The 19,971-nt window shown below is 64.9% G+C and carries 28 protein-coding genes; 13 read left to right on the top strand and 15 right to left on the bottom strand.

Annotated elements, in window-relative coordinates; translation table 11 throughout:
- Nucleotide 1: 1 nt before the first annotated feature.
- Nucleotides 2–361, bottom strand: a complete 360-nt coding sequence (locus XH92_RS18020) for a GFA family protein (protein WP_137480094.1) — start codon at nucleotides 359–361, stop codon at nucleotides 2–4.
- 9 nt (nucleotides 362–370) lie between these two features.
- On the bottom strand, nucleotides 371–1,045 hold the full coding sequence (locus XH92_RS18025) for an isoprenylcysteine carboxylmethyltransferase family protein (protein WP_194460399.1): 675 nt from the start codon (nucleotides 1,043–1,045) through the stop codon (nucleotides 371–373).
- Nucleotides 1,046–1,200: 155 nt separating this feature from the next.
- Here XH92_RS18025 and XH92_RS18030 point away from each other — a divergent pair, with 155 nt between their 5' ends.
- Nucleotides 1,201–1,527, top strand: coding sequence for a helix-turn-helix transcriptional regulator (locus XH92_RS18030; protein ID WP_194460400.1), 327 nt, complete (start codon nucleotides 1,201–1,203; stop codon nucleotides 1,525–1,527).
- Nucleotides 1,527–1,967: an SRPBCC domain-containing protein gene (locus tag XH92_RS18035; protein WP_194460401.1), complete on the top strand. Its 441-nt coding sequence runs from the start codon at nucleotides 1,527–1,529 to the stop codon at nucleotides 1,965–1,967. The genes XH92_RS18030 and XH92_RS18035 overlap by 1 nt, the downstream gene beginning before the upstream one ends.
- Before the next feature lie 4 nt (nucleotides 1,968–1,971).
- Here the strand turns inward: XH92_RS18035 and XH92_RS18040 are convergent, their stop codons facing one another.
- Together XH92_RS18040 and XH92_RS18045 are read right to left on the bottom strand one after the other, a co-directional pair.
- Entirely contained in the window at nucleotides 1,972–2,379 is a 408-nt protein-coding gene (locus XH92_RS18040; RefSeq protein WP_246788567.1) for a hypothetical protein, read from the bottom strand.
- Nucleotides 2,380–2,535: 156 nt separating this feature from the next.
- On the bottom strand, nucleotides 2,536–2,853 hold the full coding sequence (locus tag XH92_RS18045; protein WP_194460402.1) for a Kazal-type serine protease inhibitor family protein: 318 nt from the start codon (nucleotides 2,851–2,853) through the stop codon (nucleotides 2,536–2,538).
- Between the two features lie 234 nt (nucleotides 2,854–3,087).
- Between XH92_RS18045 and XH92_RS18050 the strand changes: the two genes are divergently transcribed.
- The 3 genes from XH92_RS18050 to XH92_RS18060 are packed head-to-tail and all read left to right on the top strand — an operon-like array spanning nucleotide 3,088 to nucleotide 5,900.
- Nucleotides 3,088–4,743 carry a fumarate hydratase gene (locus XH92_RS18050; protein WP_194460403.1) on the top strand — a complete coding sequence of 552 codons (1,656 nt, stop codon included), beginning with the start codon at nucleotides 3,088–3,090 and terminating at the stop codon, nucleotides 4,741–4,743.
- Complete coding sequence (locus XH92_RS18055) at nucleotides 4,740–5,414, top strand: DUF429 domain-containing protein (RefSeq protein WP_194460404.1); 675 nt, start codon at nucleotides 4,740–4,742, stop codon at nucleotides 5,412–5,414. Before XH92_RS18050 ends, XH92_RS18055 begins: the two co-directional genes overlap by 4 nt.
- A 42-nt stretch (nucleotides 5,415–5,456) precedes the next feature.
- Nucleotides 5,457–5,900, top strand: coding sequence for a MaoC family dehydratase (locus tag XH92_RS18060; RefSeq protein ID WP_194460405.1), 444 nt, complete (start codon nucleotides 5,457–5,459; stop codon nucleotides 5,898–5,900).
- A 58-nt stretch (nucleotides 5,901–5,958) separates the two neighbouring features.
- Here XH92_RS18060 and XH92_RS18065 read toward each other — a convergent pair whose 3' ends face one another.
- The 5 genes from XH92_RS18065 to XH92_RS18085 all read right to left on the bottom strand — a co-directional run bounded on the left by XH92_RS18065 (nucleotide 5,959) and on the right by XH92_RS18085 (nucleotide 10,091).
- Nucleotides 5,959–6,894: an SH3 domain-containing protein gene (locus XH92_RS18065; protein ID WP_194460406.1), complete on the bottom strand. Its 936-nt coding sequence runs from the start codon at nucleotides 6,892–6,894 to the stop codon at nucleotides 5,959–5,961.
- 15 nt (nucleotides 6,895–6,909) lie between these two features.
- Nucleotides 6,910–7,206, bottom strand: a complete 297-nt coding sequence (locus XH92_RS18070) for a hypothetical protein (protein ID WP_194460407.1) — start codon at nucleotides 7,204–7,206, stop codon at nucleotides 6,910–6,912.
- A 79-nt stretch (nucleotides 7,207–7,285) separates the two neighbouring features.
- Complete coding sequence (locus XH92_RS18075; protein WP_194460408.1) at nucleotides 7,286–7,840, bottom strand: inner membrane-spanning protein YciB; 555 nt, start codon at nucleotides 7,838–7,840, stop codon at nucleotides 7,286–7,288.
- A gap of 54 nt (nucleotides 7,841–7,894) precedes the next feature.
- Nucleotides 7,895–8,470 (bottom strand): hypothetical protein, encoded by a 576-nt coding sequence (locus XH92_RS18080; protein WP_194460409.1) that lies wholly within the window; start codon nucleotides 8,468–8,470, stop codon nucleotides 7,895–7,897.
- 217 nt (nucleotides 8,471–8,687) lie between these two features.
- The gene (locus XH92_RS18085; RefSeq protein ID WP_194460410.1) at nucleotides 8,688–10,091 is read right to left on the bottom strand and encodes a carotenoid oxygenase family protein; all 1,404 of its coding nucleotides are present in this window, start codon (nucleotides 10,089–10,091) and stop codon (nucleotides 8,688–8,690) included.
- A 113-nt stretch (nucleotides 10,092–10,204) separates the two neighbouring features.
- On the opposite strand from XH92_RS18085, the gene XH92_RS18090 reads away from it, so the two are divergent.
- Entirely contained in the window at nucleotides 10,205–10,930 is a 726-nt protein-coding gene (locus XH92_RS18090; RefSeq protein ID WP_194460411.1) for a TetR/AcrR family transcriptional regulator, read from the top strand.
- A gap of 38 nt (nucleotides 10,931–10,968) precedes the next feature.
- On the opposite strand, the gene XH92_RS18095 is transcribed toward XH92_RS18090, so the two are convergent.
- Nucleotides 10,969–11,571, bottom strand: a complete 603-nt coding sequence (locus XH92_RS18095; RefSeq protein ID WP_194460412.1) for a hypothetical protein — start codon at nucleotides 11,569–11,571, stop codon at nucleotides 10,969–10,971.
- Between the two features lie 165 nt (nucleotides 11,572–11,736).
- Between XH92_RS18095 and XH92_RS18100 the strand changes: the two genes are divergently transcribed.
- The gene (locus XH92_RS18100; RefSeq protein ID WP_194460413.1) at nucleotides 11,737–12,405 is read left to right on the top strand and encodes an SET domain-containing protein; all 669 of its coding nucleotides are present in this window, start codon (nucleotides 11,737–11,739) and stop codon (nucleotides 12,403–12,405) included.
- 442 nt (nucleotides 12,406–12,847) lie between these two features.
- A complete protein-coding gene (locus tag XH92_RS18105; protein ID WP_194460414.1) occupies nucleotides 12,848–13,312 on the top strand; it encodes a cupin domain-containing protein in 465 nt (154 codons plus the stop codon).
- A 120-nt stretch (nucleotides 13,313–13,432) separates the two neighbouring features.
- On the opposite strand, the gene XH92_RS18110 is transcribed toward XH92_RS18105, so the two are convergent.
- Both XH92_RS18110 and XH92_RS18115 read right to left on the bottom strand, forming a co-directional pair.
- Nucleotides 13,433–13,738 (bottom strand): DUF6522 family protein, encoded by a 306-nt coding sequence (locus tag XH92_RS18110; RefSeq protein WP_194460415.1) that lies wholly within the window; start codon nucleotides 13,736–13,738, stop codon nucleotides 13,433–13,435.
- A complete protein-coding gene (locus XH92_RS18115) occupies nucleotides 13,735–14,157 on the bottom strand; it encodes an Rrf2 family transcriptional regulator (protein WP_194460416.1) in 423 nt (140 codons plus the stop codon). Before XH92_RS18115 ends, XH92_RS18110 begins: the two co-directional genes overlap by 4 nt.
- Before the next feature lie 83 nt (nucleotides 14,158–14,240).
- On the opposite strand from XH92_RS18115, the gene XH92_RS18120 reads away from it, so the two are divergent.
- Nucleotides 14,241–14,699: a group III truncated hemoglobin gene (locus XH92_RS18120; protein ID WP_194460417.1), complete on the top strand. Its 459-nt coding sequence runs from the start codon at nucleotides 14,241–14,243 to the stop codon at nucleotides 14,697–14,699.
- 119 nt (nucleotides 14,700–14,818) lie between these two features.
- Here the strand turns inward: XH92_RS18120 and XH92_RS18125 are convergent, their stop codons facing one another.
- Both XH92_RS18125 and XH92_RS18130 read right to left on the bottom strand, forming a co-directional pair.
- On the bottom strand, nucleotides 14,819–15,217 hold the full coding sequence (locus XH92_RS18125) for a hypothetical protein (protein WP_194460418.1): 399 nt from the start codon (nucleotides 15,215–15,217) through the stop codon (nucleotides 14,819–14,821).
- Between the two features lie 31 nt (nucleotides 15,218–15,248).
- Nucleotides 15,249–15,473, bottom strand: a complete 225-nt coding sequence (locus tag XH92_RS18130; protein ID WP_194460419.1) for a hypothetical protein — start codon at nucleotides 15,471–15,473, stop codon at nucleotides 15,249–15,251.
- Between the two features lie 94 nt (nucleotides 15,474–15,567).
- On the opposite strand from XH92_RS18130, the gene XH92_RS18135 reads away from it, so the two are divergent.
- Together XH92_RS18135 and XH92_RS18140 are read left to right on the top strand one after the other, a co-directional pair.
- On the top strand, nucleotides 15,568–16,392 hold the full coding sequence (locus XH92_RS18135) for a helix-turn-helix domain-containing protein (protein ID WP_194460420.1): 825 nt from the start codon (nucleotides 15,568–15,570) through the stop codon (nucleotides 16,390–16,392).
- A gap of 54 nt (nucleotides 16,393–16,446) precedes the next feature.
- Nucleotides 16,447–17,274: a helix-turn-helix domain-containing protein gene (locus XH92_RS18140; protein WP_194460421.1), complete on the top strand. Its 828-nt coding sequence runs from the start codon at nucleotides 16,447–16,449 to the stop codon at nucleotides 17,272–17,274.
- On the opposite strand, the gene XH92_RS18145 is transcribed toward XH92_RS18140, so the two are convergent.
- Nucleotides 17,262–18,059 carry a thioesterase family protein gene (locus XH92_RS18145; protein WP_194460422.1) on the bottom strand — a complete coding sequence of 266 codons (798 nt, stop codon included), beginning with the start codon at nucleotides 18,057–18,059 and terminating at the stop codon, nucleotides 17,262–17,264. The two genes, XH92_RS18140 and XH92_RS18145, sit on opposite strands and share 13 nt — an antisense overlap.
- A 158-nt stretch (nucleotides 18,060–18,217) precedes the next feature.
- Between XH92_RS18145 and XH92_RS18150 the strand changes: the two genes are divergently transcribed.
- Together XH92_RS18150 and XH92_RS18155 are read left to right on the top strand one after the other, a co-directional pair.
- Nucleotides 18,218–18,883, top strand: a complete 666-nt coding sequence (locus tag XH92_RS18150; protein WP_194460423.1) for a DsbA family oxidoreductase — start codon at nucleotides 18,218–18,220, stop codon at nucleotides 18,881–18,883.
- A gap of 84 nt (nucleotides 18,884–18,967) precedes the next feature.
- Complete coding sequence (locus XH92_RS18155; RefSeq protein ID WP_194460424.1) at nucleotides 18,968–19,606, top strand: NIPSNAP family protein; 639 nt, start codon at nucleotides 18,968–18,970, stop codon at nucleotides 19,604–19,606.
- The last annotated feature ends 365 nt before the right edge of the window (nucleotides 19,607–19,971 follow it).

Raw genomic sequence — 19,971 nt, forward strand, 5'->3', positions numbered from 1 at the left:
GTCACCGGTTCCGTCCATCCACCGGCGTCATCGCGATCTTCGACAGATCGATGCCGTCGATGCAGCTGACATTGAGCGCCACGATGTCGGTGCCATCGGGCTTCTTGCCACGCGCGAACACGTCGACGCCGCAGTCGACGCAGAGCTGGTGGCGGATCGCATGGCGGTTAAAGAGATATTCTTTCAAATTCTCGGCGCCGGCGCGAAGCTGGAAGCTCGACGGCGGCATGAACACGAAGTGCAGGCCCTTCTTGGTGCAGATCGAGCAGTTGCAGGCGGTGACCATCGCCATGTCGGTGGTGCATTCGAAGCGCACCTGGCCGCAATGACAGCCGCCGGTGTAGGTCTTGCTCTCAGCCATGATGGTTCCTCACCACAGTCCGGGCACGAGGCGATAGCGCACCCGTGCCGCATAATCGGCATAGCCTGATAGTCCCGCCACCAGCGTGCGCTCCTCAATCCGGGTGCGGAACGCGAACATCGCGAAGAACACCGGCACGAAGGCAAGGCCCCACCAGGAGCCGAGCGTCAGCGGCACGCCGATGAAGAACAGCATCACGCTCGCATACATCGGATGGCGGACCAGCGCGTAGGGCCCGGTCGAGATCACGTGATGGTCGCGCTCGGTCTGCACCTTCACGACCGGGGCTGCGAACGAATTGGTGCGGAACACCCACAGGATCAGCACGGTCGATAACAGATACAGCGCAAGGCCGAGCACGATCAGCGGCACGCCGGCATTGGCGCCGCCGAAGCGGCGATCGAGGCCCATCGCGACGAACCACAGCACGGCAATGACGAGGAACACCAGCATGAAGCGCTTGTCCTCGGCGGGCTGGCCCTCACGCGCGGTGAGCCGCATGCGCTCGGCCAGCAGGCCGGGATCGACCTTGGCAAGCCACAGCCCGCAGGCCGGGCCGATCAGCGCAGAGGCGATCAGGTAGGCCCACGCGCCGGGCCAGTGCAGCGTGCCGGCAAAGGCAAACAGCAGCGCGGCCATGGCGATGACGAAGAAAGTATTCTGCAGCAGGAGCTTTGCGATCATGGGCGGCTCCGTGATTCCAGCCGCGATTATCGCACTGTTTTTCCGGCAAACATGCGACCGCAGTCATCAACTTTCGGAGCAGGCGAGGCGTTCCTGCGCCGCGACCGCGTCGTCCCTGCATTGACAAACGTATAAGCAATTGCTTATATATTGGCATGACCGCCGCCATGCAGTTGACCAACGTGCTCAAGACCCTCGCGGACCCGACGCGGCGGGCGGTGTTCGAGCGGATCATCCGGGAAGGCGAGATCGCCGCGACCGGGCTGGTGCAGGGCTCCAAGGTGTCGCAGCCCGCGGTGTCGCAGCATTTGCGCGCGCTGCGCGATGCCGGGCTCGTCGCCGAGCGGCGCGAGGGGCGGCACATCCATTACCGCGTCGCGCCGAAGGGGCTCGGCCCGCTGATCGACTGGCTCGGCCATTACGAGACGTTCTGGGCCGAGCGCTTCGCAAATCTGGAACGGCTGTTGAAGGAGAGTGAGTGATGAGTGAGACGCACGCGATCACGGTCGAGAAGGTGCTGCCTTATGCCGCCGACAAGATCTGGCGGACGCTGACCACGAGCGACTTGCTGATGAAATGGCTGATGCCGAACGATTTCCGGCCGAGCGTCGGACACCGCTTCAATTTCCGCACCAAGCCGATGGGCGATTGGGACGGCGTCGTGCATTGCGAGGTGCTGGATTGCGATCCGCCGCGCCTGCTGCGCTATTCCTGGAAGGGGGGCGCCGACAGCAATCCGCAATACGGCTCGAAACTCGACTCGGTCGTCACCTGGACGCTGACGCCGGTCGAGGCCGGCACGCATGTCCGCATGGTGCATGATGGCTTCGTGTTCCCCGGCAACCGCTTCGCGTTCGACATGATGAGCCCGGGCTGGGGCAAGATCGTCGATGCGATCGGGCGGGTCACCGCGGAGGCCTGAGCGATCACTCGTTCTTGCCGCGGCGAACCGTGATCGACGCGTCGGTCTTGTTGCGCGTGCATTCGAGATTGAGGCGGCGATAGCGCATCGTGATGGTGTTGCCGCGCAGGATGCCCATGCGCTTCAGGCAGCGCGAGGTGCCGGTGGTGGCGTCGTCCTTCGGCACGGTGAAGACCAGTGCCGTGGCCGAGCCGACCAGGTTGAAGAACTCCGGCTTCATCTTGCGATCGGTCTTGGCAAAGAGCTCGATCGAATAGTCCTTGCCGCGGCAGCCGAGCGACAATTCCTTCGCCGCCGGATGTGTGAGGTATGTGATGTTGGCGGCGCTGAAATTGACCTTCAGCCCGTCGATCTGACCGGCGAGCTGCTTTGCGATGTCCTCGCAGGGATCGGCATGCGCAGGTGCGGCCATGAAGGCTGCGGCCAGCGCGATCAACGCGGCCGGCAAAGTGGAGCGGATGCCCAATGGCAAACGTCGGCGCAACGGTGCTGTCACGAAATACCCCCGCGGTATGACAATACGCGAAGCTACATGCAGGCTCCCGCGCAGCGCGTCAATATGGCCCCGTCAAGATGCGCACTTGCCGTCCTGCGCCTTGGAAGCTCCGGCGGCGCGGCGTTCGCAATCATTGCCATAGGTCTTGCCGTCGCAGCCGCACACCGGCTTGAAGATCTTGTTGCAGATCGTCGGCCGGAACGCGCAGGTGCCGGTCTGGTCGGCGCGGCCGCACTGGCCCGGCTTGAACTGGCAGAACTGGCCGCTACGGCTGCATTGCACGCCGGCAAGACCGCCGCATGATTTGCCGAGGCGGGCCGCATCGGCGCCGGTCGGGACAGCGACCAACAAGGCCAGCGCCGCGAACCAGATCAAAAGCGCTGTCTTCATGATGGTCTCCTGATGGCGTTCCTGGCCGCTTGGTGGATTGCGCATGCGTTGTGGCAACCCGAGATTACGGAGGCATGAAACCTAGCACACGGTTTGCCGGTCCCGCGCATGGCTGGAAGGCAGCCGGCTTCCCTTTCCTTTGCCGGAAAAAGGCTTAGAACGGCTCTACATTGCCGGCGGCCCTGCGGCCGGACCGGCCTTACGAACCCGGCCTGCAAGCCCAAAGAGCAGCTCATGAACGCCCCCTCAGCCTTCCCCGACCAGCAGAAGCCCGTTCCGCCCTACAAGCACACCCCGCTGTTCCCGCTGGGTGCCGACACCACGCCCTACAAGAAGGTCACGAGCGAGGGCGTCCGGGTCGAGAAGGTGCTGGGCAAGGATATGCTGGTGGTGTCGCGGGAGGCGCTGCGGGCGCTGTCCGAGGCCGCCTTCGGCGACATCAACCACTATCTGCGGCCGGGCCATCTGAAGCAGCTGCGCTCGATCCTCGAGGACAAGGAAGCCAGCGACAACGACAAGTTCGTCGCCTTCGATTTCCTGAAGAACGCCAACATCGCGGCCGGCGGCGTGCTGCCGATGTGCCAGGACACCGGCACCGCGATCATCATGGGCAAGAAGGGCTGCAACGTCATCACCGACGGCGACGACGAGGCGGCGCTGTCCGAAGGCGCGCGCGACGCCTATCTGCGCCGCAATTTGCGCTACTCGCAGGTAGCTCCCTTGTCGATGTATGAGGAGAAGAACACCGCCAACAACATGCCGGCGCAGTGCGAGATCTACGCCGAGGGCGACGACGCCTACAAGTTCATGTTCATGGCCAAGGGCGGCGGAAGCGCCAACAAGAGCTTCCTGTTCCAGGCGACGCCGTCGGTCTTGACCAAGGATCGGCTGCTGGCCTTCCTGAAGGAGAAGGTGCTGACGCTCGGCACCGCGGCGTGCCCGCCATATCACCTTGCGATCGTGATCGGCGGCACCTCGGCCGAGCTCTGCATGAAGACCGTGAAGCTTGCCTCGGCGCGCTATCTCGATGCGCTGCCGACCCACGGCTCGGCCGACGGCAACGCCTTCCGCGATCTCGAGATGGAGCAGGAAATCCTCAAGATGACGCAAAGCCTGGGGGTGGGCGCGCAGTTCGGCGGCAAGTATTTCTGCCACGACGTGCGCGTGATCCGGATGCCGCGCCACGGCGCATCGCTGCCGATCGGGCTCGGCGTGTCGTGCTCGGCGGACCGTCAGGTGCTCGGCAAGATCACCAAGGACGGCGTCTATCTCGAGGAGCTCGAGCACAACCCGGCACAGTATCTGCCTGCGGTCGAGCAGTCGCTCGGCGGCGATGTCGTCAAGATCGACCTCAACAAGCCGATGAAGGAGATCTTGGCGACGCTCTCGCAATATCCGATCAAGACCCGCGTCTCGATGACCGGCACCATGATCGTGGCACGCGACTCCGCGCATGCCAAGCTGCGCGAGCGGCTGGAGAAGGGCGAGCAGCTGCCGGATTATTTCAAGAACCACCCGGTGTACTACGCCGGTCCCGCCAAGACGCCCGATGGTTACGCCTCCGGCGCATTCGGCCCGACCACGGCCGGCCGCATGGACTCTTTCGTCGACCAGTTCCAGGCCGCCGGCGGATCGATGGTGATGGTCGCCAAGGGCAACCGCGCGGTCGCGGTGCGCGAGGCCTGCAAGAAGCACGGCGGCTTCTATCTTGGCTCGATCGGTGGCGCCGCGGCGAACCTCGCCGAGCACTGCATCAAGAAGGTCGAGGTGGTCGAATATCCCGAGCTCGGCATGGAAGCGATCTGGCGCATCGAGGTGGTCGACTTCCCGGCCTTCATCATCATCGATGACAAGGGCAACGACTTCTTCAAGGAATTGAATCTGGGTTGATTGCGGTCGGCCTCGACGGATTCTCCGAAGGCTGGGTCGCCGTCAGCATCGACGGCGACCAGCACACGCTTTCCTTTCACGCTGGCATTGCGGACGCGCTGGCGCGACCGTTCGATCGCGCCGGGATAGACATCCCGATCGGCATGACCGATGACGGCAAGCGCGATTGCGACCTGCTTGCGCGTGAGCGCCTGCGTCCGCACACCTCGCGCGTCTTCACCGGCGCGCGGCGCTGGCTGTGGCGGGACTTCGACCATCCCGATGCGGCGAACCGTGAAGCGCTGCGCCGCGGCCAGACCCGCGTCTCGCGCCAGCTCTGGCACATCGGGCCGAAGATCATGGAGGTCGATGCGTTCGTCCGCGCCAACGCCGCGCGGGACATCCGAGAGGTGCATCCCGAACTGGTGTTCCTGCGCCTGAACGGCGGCACGCCGTTGCCGCGCAAGAAGTCGGAGGAGGGCGATGCGCTGCGCCGCAGGCTGCTGAAGCGATCGGGCTTTCGCGACATCGACCGCTGGCTCACCGAGGCGCGGATCGGCACCGGCGCCAAACGTGATGACGTGCTGGATGCCTGCGCGGTGGCGTTGGCGGCGCACGAGCCCTGCGGATGCGTTCCGGAAGGACCGCCGTCGTTTGACGCGCACCGTCTGCCGATGCAAATCTGGTTCTGACCCCGCTTGGCATCCGCGAGCGCAACTGGAGGTGTGTGCACCATGGTTGAGTGGTTCGATGATCTGAAGGTCGGCATGCGCTTCACGAGCGGCAAGGCGACGGTGTCGAAGGAGGACATCATCCGCTTCGCCTCCGAGTACGATCCGCAACCGTTCCACCTCGACGAGGAGGCTGCCAAATCGTCGATCTTCCAGGGACTCGCCGCGTCCGGTTGGCAGACCGCGGCGATCGCCATGCGGCTGGCCACGGAGTGCCGGCCGTTCGGGCCACACCCGTTGCTTGGCGCCGGCGTCGACGACCTGCGCTGGCTGAATCCGGTACGGCCCGGCGATACGCTTCATCTCGAGGGCGAGGTGACGGAGCTGGTACCGTCGCGGTCGAAGCCGCAAGGTATCGCCCGCGTCAAATGGACCGCCTACAACCAGCATGGCGAGCCGGTCTACACCTTCAATCCGATCGCGATCGTGCCGAGCCGCCCGAAGTGAGGCGCGCCGGGTGAGGCGGGCAGTGGCGGCGACCGGTGCCGGGCCGCGCCGCATGGCCTTAGCTGCAGGTCGTCACCTGATTGGAGCACAGGCTGCGCCACCAGCCGCGTACGCCGTCGTGGCTTTCCACCAGGGCCCAGTCGCCACTGCAGGCGAAGATCCGCTTCGGGCCGTCATCGGTGTCGAGCGCGCCGCCGAGCTTGCGTTGCGCCGGCATCCATCTCGCATCGGTGTAGGGCGCCTGAAACAGCCCGCCCATGCGGGTGCCGCCGTTGGCGTAGTTCGCGCCGACCTTGTTGGCCGCGACCCATCCGCGCCCCGGATACGGCTTCGGCGCATTGCGGGGGTATCTGCGCTCGTCTTCATAGGCCTTGCCGGGCGGCGTCGCGCCCTCGATCAGGAACCAACCGTCCTTGAAGCCGATGATGCGAAACTCGGTGAGCCAGCCGCCTTCGGGCGTGTTCTCGCTGCCACCCATCTTGAGCCGGTACGGCGGCGGCAGCGTGCCAAGCACGCGGGCTTTCACTGACGGTTCTGCCCGCACGTTGAGGCCCGCGGGATCCCCGTCGTCCGACCATGCGCCGAGATCGCACGGCTCGGTGCCGGCGGGAAGCGCGGCGCGTTTCTCGGCGAGCCTGGCCTTTATCTCGGCGAAATCGCCGTCGTCGCTTTCCGCGGTCGCGGTGGTGCGTTCATCGCGCGGCTGCAACTCGGCCGACAATGCGCGGGTGCCGTCCTTGCTCAGTGTCACGACGAGCGATTGGCGGGGAGCGAGAACGCTCGCCGGTGTCTTTGGATCGTTTGCGGTCGCGGCGTAGACGGCAAGCGAGCCGGTCGTGCCTCCGGCCGCTGCGGTGGCCTCGCCCGCAACAAATCCGGCAGGCACCAGCGTGACGGCGCTCGCGCGCCACGCTGGTTCGGCTGCATTCGGTTGCTGCGCGGAAGCCGTCGTGGCGATCAACGCCAGGACGGCAACGGATGTCGGAATGCGCATTGGTGCGCGCCGCGGTTACGCCCGCGTGCCGGTGAAGGGGAAGCTGCCCATCGGGCCGATGCCCATCTCGCCGGAAATGCCGTCGCCCGCGACCTTGCCGCTGAATTCCAGCGTCAGCGGCATCGGGTTGGTGATGGAAACCTTCCAGGCGACGTCGTCGCCGTTCACGGTGCCGTCGAAGATTTCGGTGGAGTTACCCTCGGCGCCCTGCGTGCCGGTCAGCGTGCCGCCCGAGCTCGCCAGTGACAGCGTCGCCTTGCGCTCGCCCATCGGCGTCGTCATCGTGAGATTCCAGTTTCCGTCCACCGCCATTGATGTCTCCCCTCCAGATGAAAAACGTGCGCGGGTATAGCCCATCTTGCCGCGCGCGCCTAGTTCGCGGCTGCGGCGATCAGGCGCGGGCGGCAGCGCGCAGCCGGTTGCCGACCAGGAAGCGGAAAGCGACGTACTGGATCGCGAAGGCCGCGATCTTGGCACCGACCAGCACCACCGACACGTAGAATGCCCACAGCTTGATGTCGCCGGTCGCCGCGACCGCGATGGTCCCGGCGGCGAGGATGAACATCAGCCCGGCCCAGGCGTAGCCGGCGAGGGTGGCGTATTCCGGGATGGTCTCGGTCACGATCGGCGGCAGATAGCGCAGCATCCAGCCGCGCTTGAGCATGATGGCGCCGATCGCGATGTGGCCGATCGCGGGCTTTGCCAGCACGAAGCGCGGATCGTTGGTCAGCAGCGTCGCGCCGCCCAGCACGATGACGAGTCCAAGGCTTGCCCAGGTCATGTAGCCGAGCGTCTGTCCCTTGACGCGCGCATAGACCACCTGCGCAATCGCACCCACGATGGCGACAGCGGTGGCGATCAGGACATTGTCGGTGGCGAGATAGACCACCAGGAACACGATGGTGGAGAGGAAGTCGCTCGCGAGCCTGGCAAATACGCTCTTCATCGTCGTGGTTTCCGTTTCCTCGTGATGATCGTTGTGATGTTGTTATGTCGGCGCCTAGCGTGAGGGTAGCGCGCCGGTCGGCGGCGCGCCGTACTTGGCCGCGCGATAGTGCGGATACCAGCGGGTGAAGCACACCGCAGCGTTGCGTGCGGCGAAGGCGATCAAGAGCCCGGTCCACAGCGGCAGGGCCGGGACGCAAAGTACCGCGACGTTGCCGATCAGCATGAGCAGCGTCGCGGCGGTCCAGGCTCCGGTGATCAGGTAGTTGGCGTGGATGAAGCCGGGCAGCTTCGCGATCTCGGCATCGACCTGCTCCACCGCGTATTGCCGCGTGAAGGGATGGCCGATCAGGATCGAGCCGAGCGACACCACGAGGATGCCGGCATCGACGGCGATATTCACTGCGATGCTGCTCGGCGTCGCATCGACGAACGTGAGATAGAAGCCGACGGCGGTGAATACGATCACCGAACCGACGCCGAGGATCTTGATGCTGCGGCCGCGCGCGATATCGAACGCAATGACGGCAAGGCAGATCAGTGCGGCGGCGAGCAGGCTCACCGTGGCCGAGGTCACCAGCATCAGCGTGGCGAAGGCACCGTAGGGAGCGAGGATCAGGAAGATCGTCATCGGAAGCCTCGAAGGCTAATCTTTACATCGTAAAGATACCCTAGAGGCGGGCCGGCGGAGCGTCAAGCGAAATCTTTACAGTGTCAAAATCGTGATGCAGCCGGATAAAATGGAAGAATGTCAATGTCTTGAAGTTTTGGTAGGTGGCGATCGGCTGCCCGGGTCGTCATGCCCTGGAGAAGCCCGGGCATGACGTGAACGGAGTCGTGCGCAGCCGCTACCGTGCCCCGACCCAATTGCCGTGGAAGCCATCCGGCACGCGGTGGCCGAGATGGACCAGCGCGGTCGGACCCGCCTCGACGTCCTGCGCGTTGAACACGGCAAGGTCACTGCGGTTTTCGCGGGCGCGCCAGACCACTGCGAGCAGCCAGCCGTCGCCCTCCGCGGCGTCAGCGCTGCGCTCGACGAACACGGGTTCGGAGATGGTGTCGCCGGCGGGCAGCAGGTAGTGGCCAAGCCGCCTGCCGCGGCCGTCGACATGCACGATGCCCGACAGCGCGCCGAACATCGGCAGATCGGGGTTGGCGCAGGCGTACCAGCCGTGATTGCTGGCAAAGCCGGCGCGGCGATCGTCGACGCGGGGGAATTCGCCGGTGAGGTCGTCGAGATAGGTTTGCGTGAAGCTGTCGGTGTTCCCCGAAAGATCGAACGTCCAGCGGCAATAGCGCGCGCGGTTCTTCTTTGGGTCGGTCTGCGAGCCGTCGGGATGGTTGAACAGCGGCGCTTCCTCGAACTGCATCACGTCGGCGATGATGCGGTTGCCGTCCTCCCACGCGTTCATGACATGGAAGACGTAGCAGGTCTCGGCGCGGAACCAGACGATGTCCTTGGATGAACCGCTGCGCTTCATCACGCCGACATAGGCGCCTTTGTCCGGCTCCCAGGCGTAGGGCGCCTGTCCGCGAATCGCGCGCTGCATGCTGCCGGTGATCGGCAGGATCGGAAACAGCACATGGTTCTCGGTGACGATGAAGTCGTGCACCATGCTGGCATAGGGCGATTCAAAGCGTTCGAACCGCGTCACCACGCCGGATGAGCTCACCGCGCCGAACGACAGCGCCGGCGTCAGCGGGCCCGCGGCGTTGTAGCCGAAGAACACCATCTCGCCGGTGATCGGGTCGATCTTGGGGTGTGCGGTGAAGGGGCCTGATATCGCGCCCTTGTAGTCGCAATAGCCAAGGCGATTGAGCGTGCCGGGCTCGATCTCGGTCGGCAGATGGCCTTCCTCGAGCGCGAGCAGGCGGCCGCCATGGAAGATGATGTTGGTGTTGGCGGCGCCGCCATCGGTCGTGATGTCGGCAGGGGCGTCCGGCATCTTGCGGCCGAAGCCGCCGAACAGCGCGCGGCCGGCATCGTGCTCGGCCTGCCACTTCGGCGTGCGGACCCAGCGGTTGCGGTAGCTGGCGCGGCCGTTCTCGAGATGGAAGGCGTGCAGCATGCCGTCGCCGACGAACCAGTGCGCACCCGGCGCCTCGAATTGCGGATTGGGACCGTTGCGGTACAACGTGCCGTTCAGCACGCGCGGCAATTCGCCGGAAATTTTCAGGAACGGCGCATCGGCTTCAAACGGGATCGGCGCCAGATTCGTGCGCGCGGTGTTGGACGTGACCTGGTCGAGCATTCCGCATCTCCCTGCATTATGATCTTTACATCGTAAAGATATCAGTAGGGATGACGCCATCGATCGTCAAGCAAAATCTTTACAGTGTAAAAATTGCGACCTATAAGGGCCGGATGGCAAGATTATCCAAAGAAAACAAGGCGGCTCGCCCGGCACGGGCTCCGGCGCGCCGGGTTGCGCGTGCCGCCGCCGATCGTCCGGCACCGCGGCGCCGGGCCAACGACACGCCGTATCATCATGGCGATCTGCACGAGGCGCTGCTGAGGGCCGCCGAGCGCGTGCTCGAGCGCGATGGATTGGCCGGGCTGACATTGCGTGCGGTGGCGCGCGAAGCCGGTGTGTCGCATGCGGCTCCCACACATCATTTCGGCGATCTCACCGGTTTGCTCAGTGAACTTGCAGCGATCGGTTTTCGGCAATTCGGCCAGGCGATGGCGGCGGCTGACGCTTCGGCGGCGACGCCGGCCGAAAAGGGCGCGGCGAGCGCCAAGGCCTATGTCGCCTATGCGCAGGCGCATCCCGGAATGTATGGGCTGATGTTCCGCAGTGAGCGGCTCGATCATGCGCGGCCGTCGCTGCACGAGGCGTCGGAGGCGTCGTTCGCCGGGCTGACCCGTGGCGTCGGTGCCAGCCGACACGAGCAGATTTCCAAGGAGCAGCTTACGCTGGACCAAGCGGCCGCAATCGCGTCGGCCTGGTCGCTGGTGCACGGTTTCACGATGCTGCTGCTCGACGGACGCCTCAAGACCATTCTGGATCGGTCGCCCCAGGGCACATCCGTGGAAGCGTTGTTGACCGCGATCCTGCGATTGTCCGCAAGCCGCTCGGCACGGCCGTAACCAAGCAACCCTCGTCGTGCTGGCGCAAAGCAGAAGGCCTAGCGTTTCACAAGCAACGTCGTGCGGCCGCTCTGTCCGATCGTCTTCACCTTGTCTGCGCCGCACTTGAAATCGCGGGCGAATTCGTCGGCGGCCTGCCGCGCCAGCTCGTTGGCGTTGGGATTGGCGGTGACGTCGACATAGGCGACGTGACAGACGTCGCCCGGCGGTAGCCGCGTCACGGCGAGCATTGCCCGTGAGACCGGGCCGCCGCGCTTGTCCTGCTCACTGTTGTCGGCGATCTGCCAGCGCTGGATGATCGCGAAGGGCTTGCTGCCCGCGGCACGCCATTCGACGGTGTCGCCGGTCGAGCTGAACGGGCCGAACCAGGCCTGCGCTGCCGGTTCCTTGGCTGCCGCCGCGCGGTTTCGGCCGACCGAGACCACTTCGCGCAGGTCGCCCTCGTTGATCAGCACCACGAGCCCGGATTTTCCGGGGCAGACCCGCGTGCTGCTGCCGTCCTCCTCGTTGGGCTTGCCGATCATGCGGCAGGCCTTCGGCGCGGTCGAAGTATAGCTGCTGCTGATCGTCTCGGAGGCAGCCTGACCAGGATTTGCGCTGGCAAGCGCCACAACGATTGTTGCAAAAGCAAGGTATTTCATCGGGGGAAACCTGCGATCCGGACGTTACTTTGTGTCTGACTTATGCAATCTGGGGAAGGTTCAACAGACACGCGGGAAACACCTGACAGGCGCGCGGAATCGTCCTAGAAGGGCGGCTTCGCAACTTCTGTCGCGTGCACCTTGCGTGCCTTAGCCTCGATCGACATGCCCGCATCATTATCGCACAAGCCCTATCGCGTCGGCCGTTCCCGTACTGGCCTTGGCCTTTTCGCCACCAAGCCGATCAAGAAGGGGACCAAGATCATCCGCTATTTCGGGCCGTTGCTCGACTCGAAGAAGAAGGATGAGGACGCGATCGAGAACAAATATCTGTTCGAGCTCACCAATCGCTGGACCATCGACGGCTCGATCCGCGAGAACGTCGCCCGCTACATCAACCATGCCTGCAGGCCGAACGCGGAATCCGACGTCAAGCCCCGCAAGCGCAAGGTGTTCATCCGCGCCATCAAGGACATCGAGCCGGGCGACGAGATCAACTACGATTACGGGACCGACTATTTCAAAGCCTATCTGAAGCCGATCGGCTGCAAATGCGACGCCTGCGAGAAGAAGCGCAAGAAGAAGCGCGCGGAGGCGAGGGCGGAGCGGCTTCGGCTGAAGGAAAAGGCCGAGCGGAAAGCCAGGCGCGAGGCCGAGAAGCTCGCCGAGCAGCGGGCCAAAGCCAGGGCAAAGAAGACGAACGGCGCCAAGGCAAACGGCAAGGCAAACGGCAAGCTGAACGGCACGCAACTGAACGGTCATTCTCTCGTCAAGGCTGCCGGCAAGAAGGCTGCCGCCCCGAAGCGCGGCGCCGCGCGGGTGCTCCAAGCCTGACGCTGCGCTCCGGAATCGGGGCGTGTGCTCATGACGTCTTGCGCGGCGAGATCGACTGCGTCGCCTCGCCGAGGCACTGACCCGCGAGGCATCCGGTCCGGCGATTGGCTGCGATGCGTGCCAACGATGGACGGCCGAATTGGCTCGTCGACTTCGGATCGGGGGCAGAGCCAGCAATGACCATGACCTCTACCCATAAAGGCGCAGACGTCAGTTTCTGACGGCCAAGCGGAAATCTTACGATCAGCCAGAGCATTACCGCTCGTGACCCTGGCCCGACATCACTCTTTTGCTCCCTTTGGTGCCACGGCGGCGTCGCGTAGCCTATCGCGAGCTGCCGTGAAGCGAGAGGTGCCGAGATGCTCGCTTGGAGAACGAGCAGTGATCATCGTGCAAGCAATAGAAGCGCTGAAAATGGAGTAATCATCGTACGGAGGGCCTCATGAAAAAGCTTCTGACATTGGCAGCCTTGATCGCACTGGCGGGTCCGACACTGGCGCAAGATGCCGGGACTATCGTCAAACCAGATGCTCTGACGTGGAAGGACAATCCGAACGTTCCGAAGGGTGGCCAGGTCGCGCTCCTGGCAGGTGATCCTACGAAAGCTGGCAGCGTGGTGATTCAGCGCGTCAAGCTTCCTCCCAACTATAAGGTTCCGCCGCATACTCATCCCTATGCCGAGACCGTCACGGTGATCAGCGGTAGCGTCGGCTGGGGCATGGGCGAGAAGTTTGACCCCGCCAAAGGCGAGATGGTCAAGGCGGGTGCCTTCGAGATGATGCCGGCGAGGCACGCTCATTATGTTTGGACGGAAAACGAGGAGGCGATCCTCCAGATTCAATTCACCGGCCCAGGAGGCATCGACTATATCGATCCGGCTGATGATCCCCGCAAGAAGACGCAGTGATGCATGAGGTCCGCTATTGCGCCGCCATCAGGGGCACAGCGGACCTCATACGCGTCCTGACTGCGGCGCGGATTATGATGCGTACGCGCCCGAGGGAGGGGATTCCAGACATCTGCGCCCTTATGAGTGGACGCCATAACCGCCGGGCTTGCGCGCCGATGCGGGCAGCGGGGCGTCGCCGAAATCGAGCGTCGAGCGTTGGACGATCGTGCCGCGCTCGTCGATGACAAGGCGGAAACGGCGGTGTTCCGAGAAGAAGGTCAACCGATGTCGACCGGCATCGTTGTCGACCCCTCGTTCCGACAGCGTCGTGATCTTGCCGGATCGCATTTGGTCCTGCAGCAGCGACACAGTGATGCCGAGGCCGTCGGCGACGATATCGGCATCGACCTCGAACGTGCTGTCAGTGAATGCAATCGTCGTCATGATGCCCTTTCGGGACGCGGCAGGTAGGCACATTCGGCAAGCGTGGTTCCGTCGAGCTCGCGCATGAAGGCCTCGCGGGCCGCCGCGAGCCTTGCTTTCAGCCGGCAGCGCGGCAGCAGCACGCACTCGCCGCCATCGTCCCTGAAGCATTCGACCAGTGCGCTGCCGCCCTCGAGCGCGCGCACCACCTCGCCGAGCGTGATCGCCTGCGGGGCGCGCGCCAGCGAGAATCCGCCACCTGCGCCGCGCTGGGTCGCGATGAAGCCGGCCTCGGCGAGATCGCGCACCACCTTGGCAAGGTGATTGCGGGAGATGCCGAACTCGGCCGCGATCTCGCTCGTGGCAAACGAGCGGTCCGGCTCGCCGGCTACCCGCATCAGCGCGCGGAGCGCAAAATCCGTGAATGATGTCAGGCGCATGGAAGCCCTTCGAAATCGGCGCTTGGCGGATCCGCTATAGCAGTCTAAATGGGTATTTGAAATACCTATTTAGGATGTGAGCGATGACAGCAGCAGAGCGCCGCGAGGAGATCACCGCGGAGATCGTCGCGCGGACCGGGATCACCGAGGCCATGATCGAGCAGCTGGTGCACGGATTCTACGCCAAGGTCCGCAAGGACCCGATGATCGGGCCGGTGTTCGAGGCCAGGATTATCAATTGGGAGCCGCATCTGGCCCAGATGTGCGCGTTCTGGTCGTCAGTCGCGCTGATGACCGGTCGCTATCACGGCACGCCGATGGTCAAGCATATGAAGCTGCCCGTCGATGCCGCGCATTTCGACCGCTGGCTCGAACTGTTCGAGGCAACGGCGCATGAACTGTGCCCGCCTGTCGCAGCACTTCATTTCATCGAGCGCGCGCGGCGCATCGCGTCGAGCCTCGAAATGGGCGTCGCCAGCGGGCAGGGCGTGATGCTGGGAGTGGGGGAGAGGTTTCGGCGACACAAGGCGGGAGCCGTATAGTAGGGTCATCGGTCGCCCCGTCATTGCGAGGAGCGTAGCGACGAAGCAATCCATGCTTCCGCACATGCGGCTCGGTGGATTGCTTCGCTTCGCTCGCAATGACGGCAGGCGACAGCGTGCTACGCCGTCACTGCACCTTCACTCCTCCGCAATCCGACATATTGCAGCTCGGCGAACACGCCGGTGGCGATCGCCTGGGCGAGGATCACGATGGTCCCGAACAGGTTCGGCGATACGGTGCCCGAGAGCAGCAGCGCGATGCTGGCCAGCGTCCAGGCCGCGTTGCCGGCGACCACGAGGATCACGGGTCCTTTCGGCAGCGAGGTTCGCGCGGCGAGAAAGCCGACCAGCGCGGTGTAGGCGATCAGGAACAGCCCGGTCTCGCGCAGCAGCGCTTCCGGCAGGCCGAGCAGCGATGCCAGCGCACCGGCGTCGAGCACCATTGCTATGGCGGATACGCCGCTGAAGACCGCGTCGGCAAGCAAAGCGCGGCGCAGCAGCTGGGACGAATGGATCATGGCAGTGTCTCCTCTGGTTGGGATGGGTTGGTCAACGGAACAGGGACCGCAGCTGGCGCCAGAGCCGGAACGGACACAGCGCCCTGCCGACCCTCATCTCGACCGCATAGACCTGCGCGAACACGAACAGGCCGGTGTGGTGCACCAGCGGCTGCGGCATGTTGAGCGAGCGCGCGAGGAGCCAGGTGGCCAGATGGACCAGCCACGGGATCAGGACGGCGATGGCGCGGATAAGGGACAGCATCAGCATGGTCATCTCCTGTGCCGTGGAAGATGAGCCGGCCCGCGCGCCAATTCGATTACCTCGGGCGTAATGGAACGGGCGAATTTCGCATGGTAGGTTTTGCACCATGAACGCACATGCATCCATGGCGCGGGCCGAGCCCGCAAAACCCGTCCTGATCGGCGAACACCTGCGCGAGTGGCGGCAGCGCCGCCATCTCAGCCAGCTCGACCTTGCCGTCGATGCCGAGGTCTCGGCGCGGCATCTGAGCTTCGTCGAGACCGGCCGCTCGGCGCCGTCGCGCGACATGGTCCTCAAACTGGCGGAGCGCCTCGACGTGCCCCTACGCGAACGCAACGTGCTGCTGGTCGCCGCGGGCTTCGCACCCGCATTCCCACAACGCTCGCTGGACGATCCCGCCCTGAAATCGGCGCGCGAGGCGATCAATCTGGTGCTGAAGGCGCACGAGCCCAATCCGGCGCTGGCCTATGACCGGCACTGGAATCTGGTCTCTGCCAACCGCATGGTGGCGCCGCTGCTCGAGGGCGTGCCGCAGCGGCTGCTCGGCCAGCCCTTCAACATCCTGCGGCTGGCCTTCCACCCGGAGGGCCTGGCGCCGCGCACCGTGAACCTCGCGGAATGGGCCGCGCATCTCCTGGAGCGGCTGCATCGGCAATGCGAGGCCACGGCTGATCCGGAGCTGCTCAAGCTGTACCAGGACCTGAAGTCCTATCCGATCCCGGCGCGGTCGGCTCCGATCACCACCGACAACAACGTCGCACTTCCGTTCAAGCTCCGCCTCGATGGCGAGATCCTGAGCTTCATCTCGACCACCATGGTGTTCGGCACCCCGGTCGACATCACGCTGCAGGAACTGGCGCTGGAGACGTTCTTTCCGGCCGACGAGCTGACCGCCGAGCGGATGCGGCAGATGGCAGCGGCTATGGGCTGAACGAATCGATGCGCCCGCTTTGCAGCGCGGGTCGCCTGGCTGCATAATCCGTTCATGAGCACCCATTCGGCGCCGGCCCGCGGCGCGCGACCCCATCCCGTCGGCGACCTCCTGCGCGATTGGCGCGGGCGACGCGCCATGAGCCAGGCCGACCTTGCGTTCGAGGCGGGCATCTCGATCAAGCATCTGAGCTTCGTTGAAACCGGCAAGGCAATCGCGAGCCGGGACATCCTTCTGCAGCTCGCCGCAGCACTCGGCCTCTCGCTGCGCGATCGCAACGCGCTGCTGGAGGCGGGCGGTTTCGCGCGGCAATATGGCGAGCGCGATCTGGCGGCGCCGGAGATCGCCGACGCCAGGCGCGCAATCGACCTGCTGCTACGGCGCCACGAGCCGTTTCCGGCCATCGTCACCGACCGGCAGTGGAACGTGATCGTGGCCAACCGCGCGGCGACCCGGCTGATGACGATGCTGCTTGGTCCGGTGCGCATGCAGCAGCCGCTCAATCACATGCGGATGTTCCTGGCGCCGGACGAGCTGCGTCCCTTCGTCGAGAACTGGCCAAGCCTCGCCGCGGCGCTGATGGCGCGCGCACGTCACGAGGCGATGGCGGCGCCGCTCGACCTCGCGTTGCAATCGACATGGCGCGAATTGATGACGCTCCCCGACATTGCCACGCCGAAATTCAACGAAAGTGCGGCGCCGGGACCGCTATGCGAGGTGCGGCTGCGCAATGGCGACGTGACGCTCGGGCTGATCGGTACGGTGCTGACGCTCGGCACGCCGCAGGACGTGACGTTGCAGGAATTGCGCGTCGAGATGTTCATGCCGGCCGACGCGGCCTCCGAGGCCGCCCTGACGTCGCTTGCGGCTCAGGACGCCTGAGCCGCCGCAGCGCGGCGTTCGAAGCTCATCGCTTGCATCACCTCGGCGAACGGGCCGCAGCGATCGCTCAGGGTCGCGGTCGTGAGCCCGGCTCCGCTTGTGCCGACGCGGGTGCGCGAGCGGATCAGGATCCAGTCGCCCTCGGGCGGACGAAAGAAATAGAGGCTGACCTCGGGATTGATGAAGGTCCATTCGCGCATGTCCACGATCTGCGCGACGCCGCTGGAAAAGTCCGCCGCCTGCACCGCCTGCAAAAGCGGCGTGTTGAGCTCACCGGCGACGAGCGGCACATCGAGGCGCATCCAGGCGGCGGCGGGGCCGGGCTTCTCCAGCGCGCCCTCGATCAATCGCACCGAGACATTCTGAAAATAGCGGCTCCATTTCTGTGCAAAGGCGGGCGGCGGCGATCCGGTCTCGGGGGCGCGATCCTCGCTTGCGGGCGGCGAGAACGGATCGCGCGGCGATTCCTCGCCTTGCGCAGTCATCAGCGCGGTGCAGCGGCCGATCTCGGTGTCGCCGTCGAGCAGGCGCACCTGGACCGTCTTGGCCTTGCGGCCGTCCCGCAGGACGCTGGTTTCGACCACGAAGGCGCGCAGGCCTGCCGGTCGCCACAGGTCGAAGGTCAGGCGGCGGACTGCGAAACCTGCGCGGACCGCCAGCCTTTCGACCTCGCGCGCCATCAGCGCGGTCGTGGCGCTGCCTTGCAGCATGTCCGGCGACCATGGCCCGCCGGCGTGCTCGGTGGCGCGAAACAGGGTGCCTTCGGGCTGGAAAATGGCGGTCATCGGCGGGTCTCCGCGGGCTGTGGGAACAGGCCGATGTCTAGGAAGCGGGCGCTCTTCCCACAATAACCGCCGAGGTTATGTGATGCGAGACATGCGGCCGGCGGCCTTGTGTTGCTGAGCGGGGGCCTTACCTTTGGGACTTCAATCCGGAGGACGCCATGAGCGATCTGAAGCCGCTTCGCCTCGATATCGTCTCCGATGTCGTTTGCCCCTGGTGCTATATCGGCAAGCATCGCATCGAGGACGCGCTCAAGCTGGTTCCCGACGTGCCGGTCGAGGTGCACTGGCGGCCGTTCTTCCTCAACAATTGGGTGCCGCGCGAGGGCATCAGCCGCGACGAATATCTCACCGCAAAATTCGGCTCGGTCGACGCCTACAAGGGCATCGCCGGCCGTGTGGTCGCGGCTGCGAATGAGGAGGGGCTCACCTACCATCCCGAGCTCGTCAAGCGGCAGCCCAACACGATCGACTGCCATCGGCTGATTCACTGGGCCGAGGCGGAGGGTAAGGCGGCCGAGATGAAGCAGCGGCTGATGGAGCTGTATTTCCGCGACGGCGGCGATCTCACCGACAGCAACGTGCTGGTGCAGGCGGCGGCCGATGTCGGGCTCGACGCCGACGACGTCCGCAAGCGTCTTGCCACCGACGAGGATGTGGCGCTGGTGTCCGCGCAGGCCCAGGAAGCCGCCGAGAAGGGCATTTCCGGCGTACCGACCTTCGTGTTCGCACAGAAATACGCGGTGTCCGGCGCCCAGCCGGCCGAACAGCTCGCCCGCGCCATCCGCCAGGTCTCGGCCGAGATCAACGCACAGGCGGCCGAGTAGTCCGCAATCGCTTTCGAAAGCCCGGCTCCTGCCGGGCTTTTTCGTTTGCCCACACGCCCATTCCAGACAGTCAGGGAGACAACCATGATCTATGAGCTGCGCACCTACACGGTACGTCCAGGCACCGTCGGCGAGATGGTGAAGGCGGCAAGCACGATCTCACGCGATATCCGTGCCGACAATTTCGGCAAGCTGGAAGGCTACTGGATCACCGAGATCGGCCCGCTCAATCAGGTCATGCACATGTGGAGCTATGCCGATCTCAACGAGCGGACCCGGCTGCGCGCGGAGCTTGGGAAAAATCCGCGCTGGACCGGCGAATACATTCCGGCGATCCGTCCGCTGCTGGTGCGCCAGGAGGTCCGCCTGCTGAATGCGATCATTCCGCCGGTGGCGCCGGCCACCAAGGGCAACATCTACGAATTCCGCAACTACCGCGCCAAGCCGCTCGGCGGCGTCAAGCAATGGCTCGATCTGATCACCGGCGTGCTGCCGGAGCGCGAGAAATACTCCAAGATCGTCGGCCTCTGGCACACCGATTCAGGGCAGCCCAACGAGGTCTGCCACATCTGGGCCTATCCCGATCTCAACGCCCGCGCTGCTGCGCGCGGCGGCGCGATGAAGGATCCGGCGTGGCTGGAATTCCTCGGTAAAGGCACACAGCTGCTCGAGGAGATGCACTCGACCATCATGTTGCCGGCCCCGCACTCGCCGCTGCAATAAAGCGAGCCTCGCCGAGAACGCTGGCAGAAAGCCTCACCCGATGCTTCCATCGGATGAGGCTTTCCAGGCAAGGGCATGCGCCGCCTGAGAAACAGCGCGCTGCGACGCTAGAAGGGCTAGCTGACACCAACCTGACGGCGGGAACCGATTGTTTCCCGACGTGTCTGCATGGCTACGAAAAGGTAAACCATGGGCCGCGACGAAGGTGGCAACCTCGGTGCGCTGCCTTGCCGGTCCATCTGGCGCATAACGAAAGCCGCGGCGGTCATGCGCAGCCTAACGATCCGCGCGGGCCCGTGTAAGGGCAGGGCTATCGCATATGGCGCCTGCGGGCTTCGGCAACGGACGTCTCCACGTCGTCACGG

The organism is Bradyrhizobium sp. CCBAU 53421 (assembly GCF_015291625.1).
Lineage (GTDB): Bacteria > Pseudomonadota > Alphaproteobacteria > Rhizobiales > Xanthobacteraceae > Bradyrhizobium.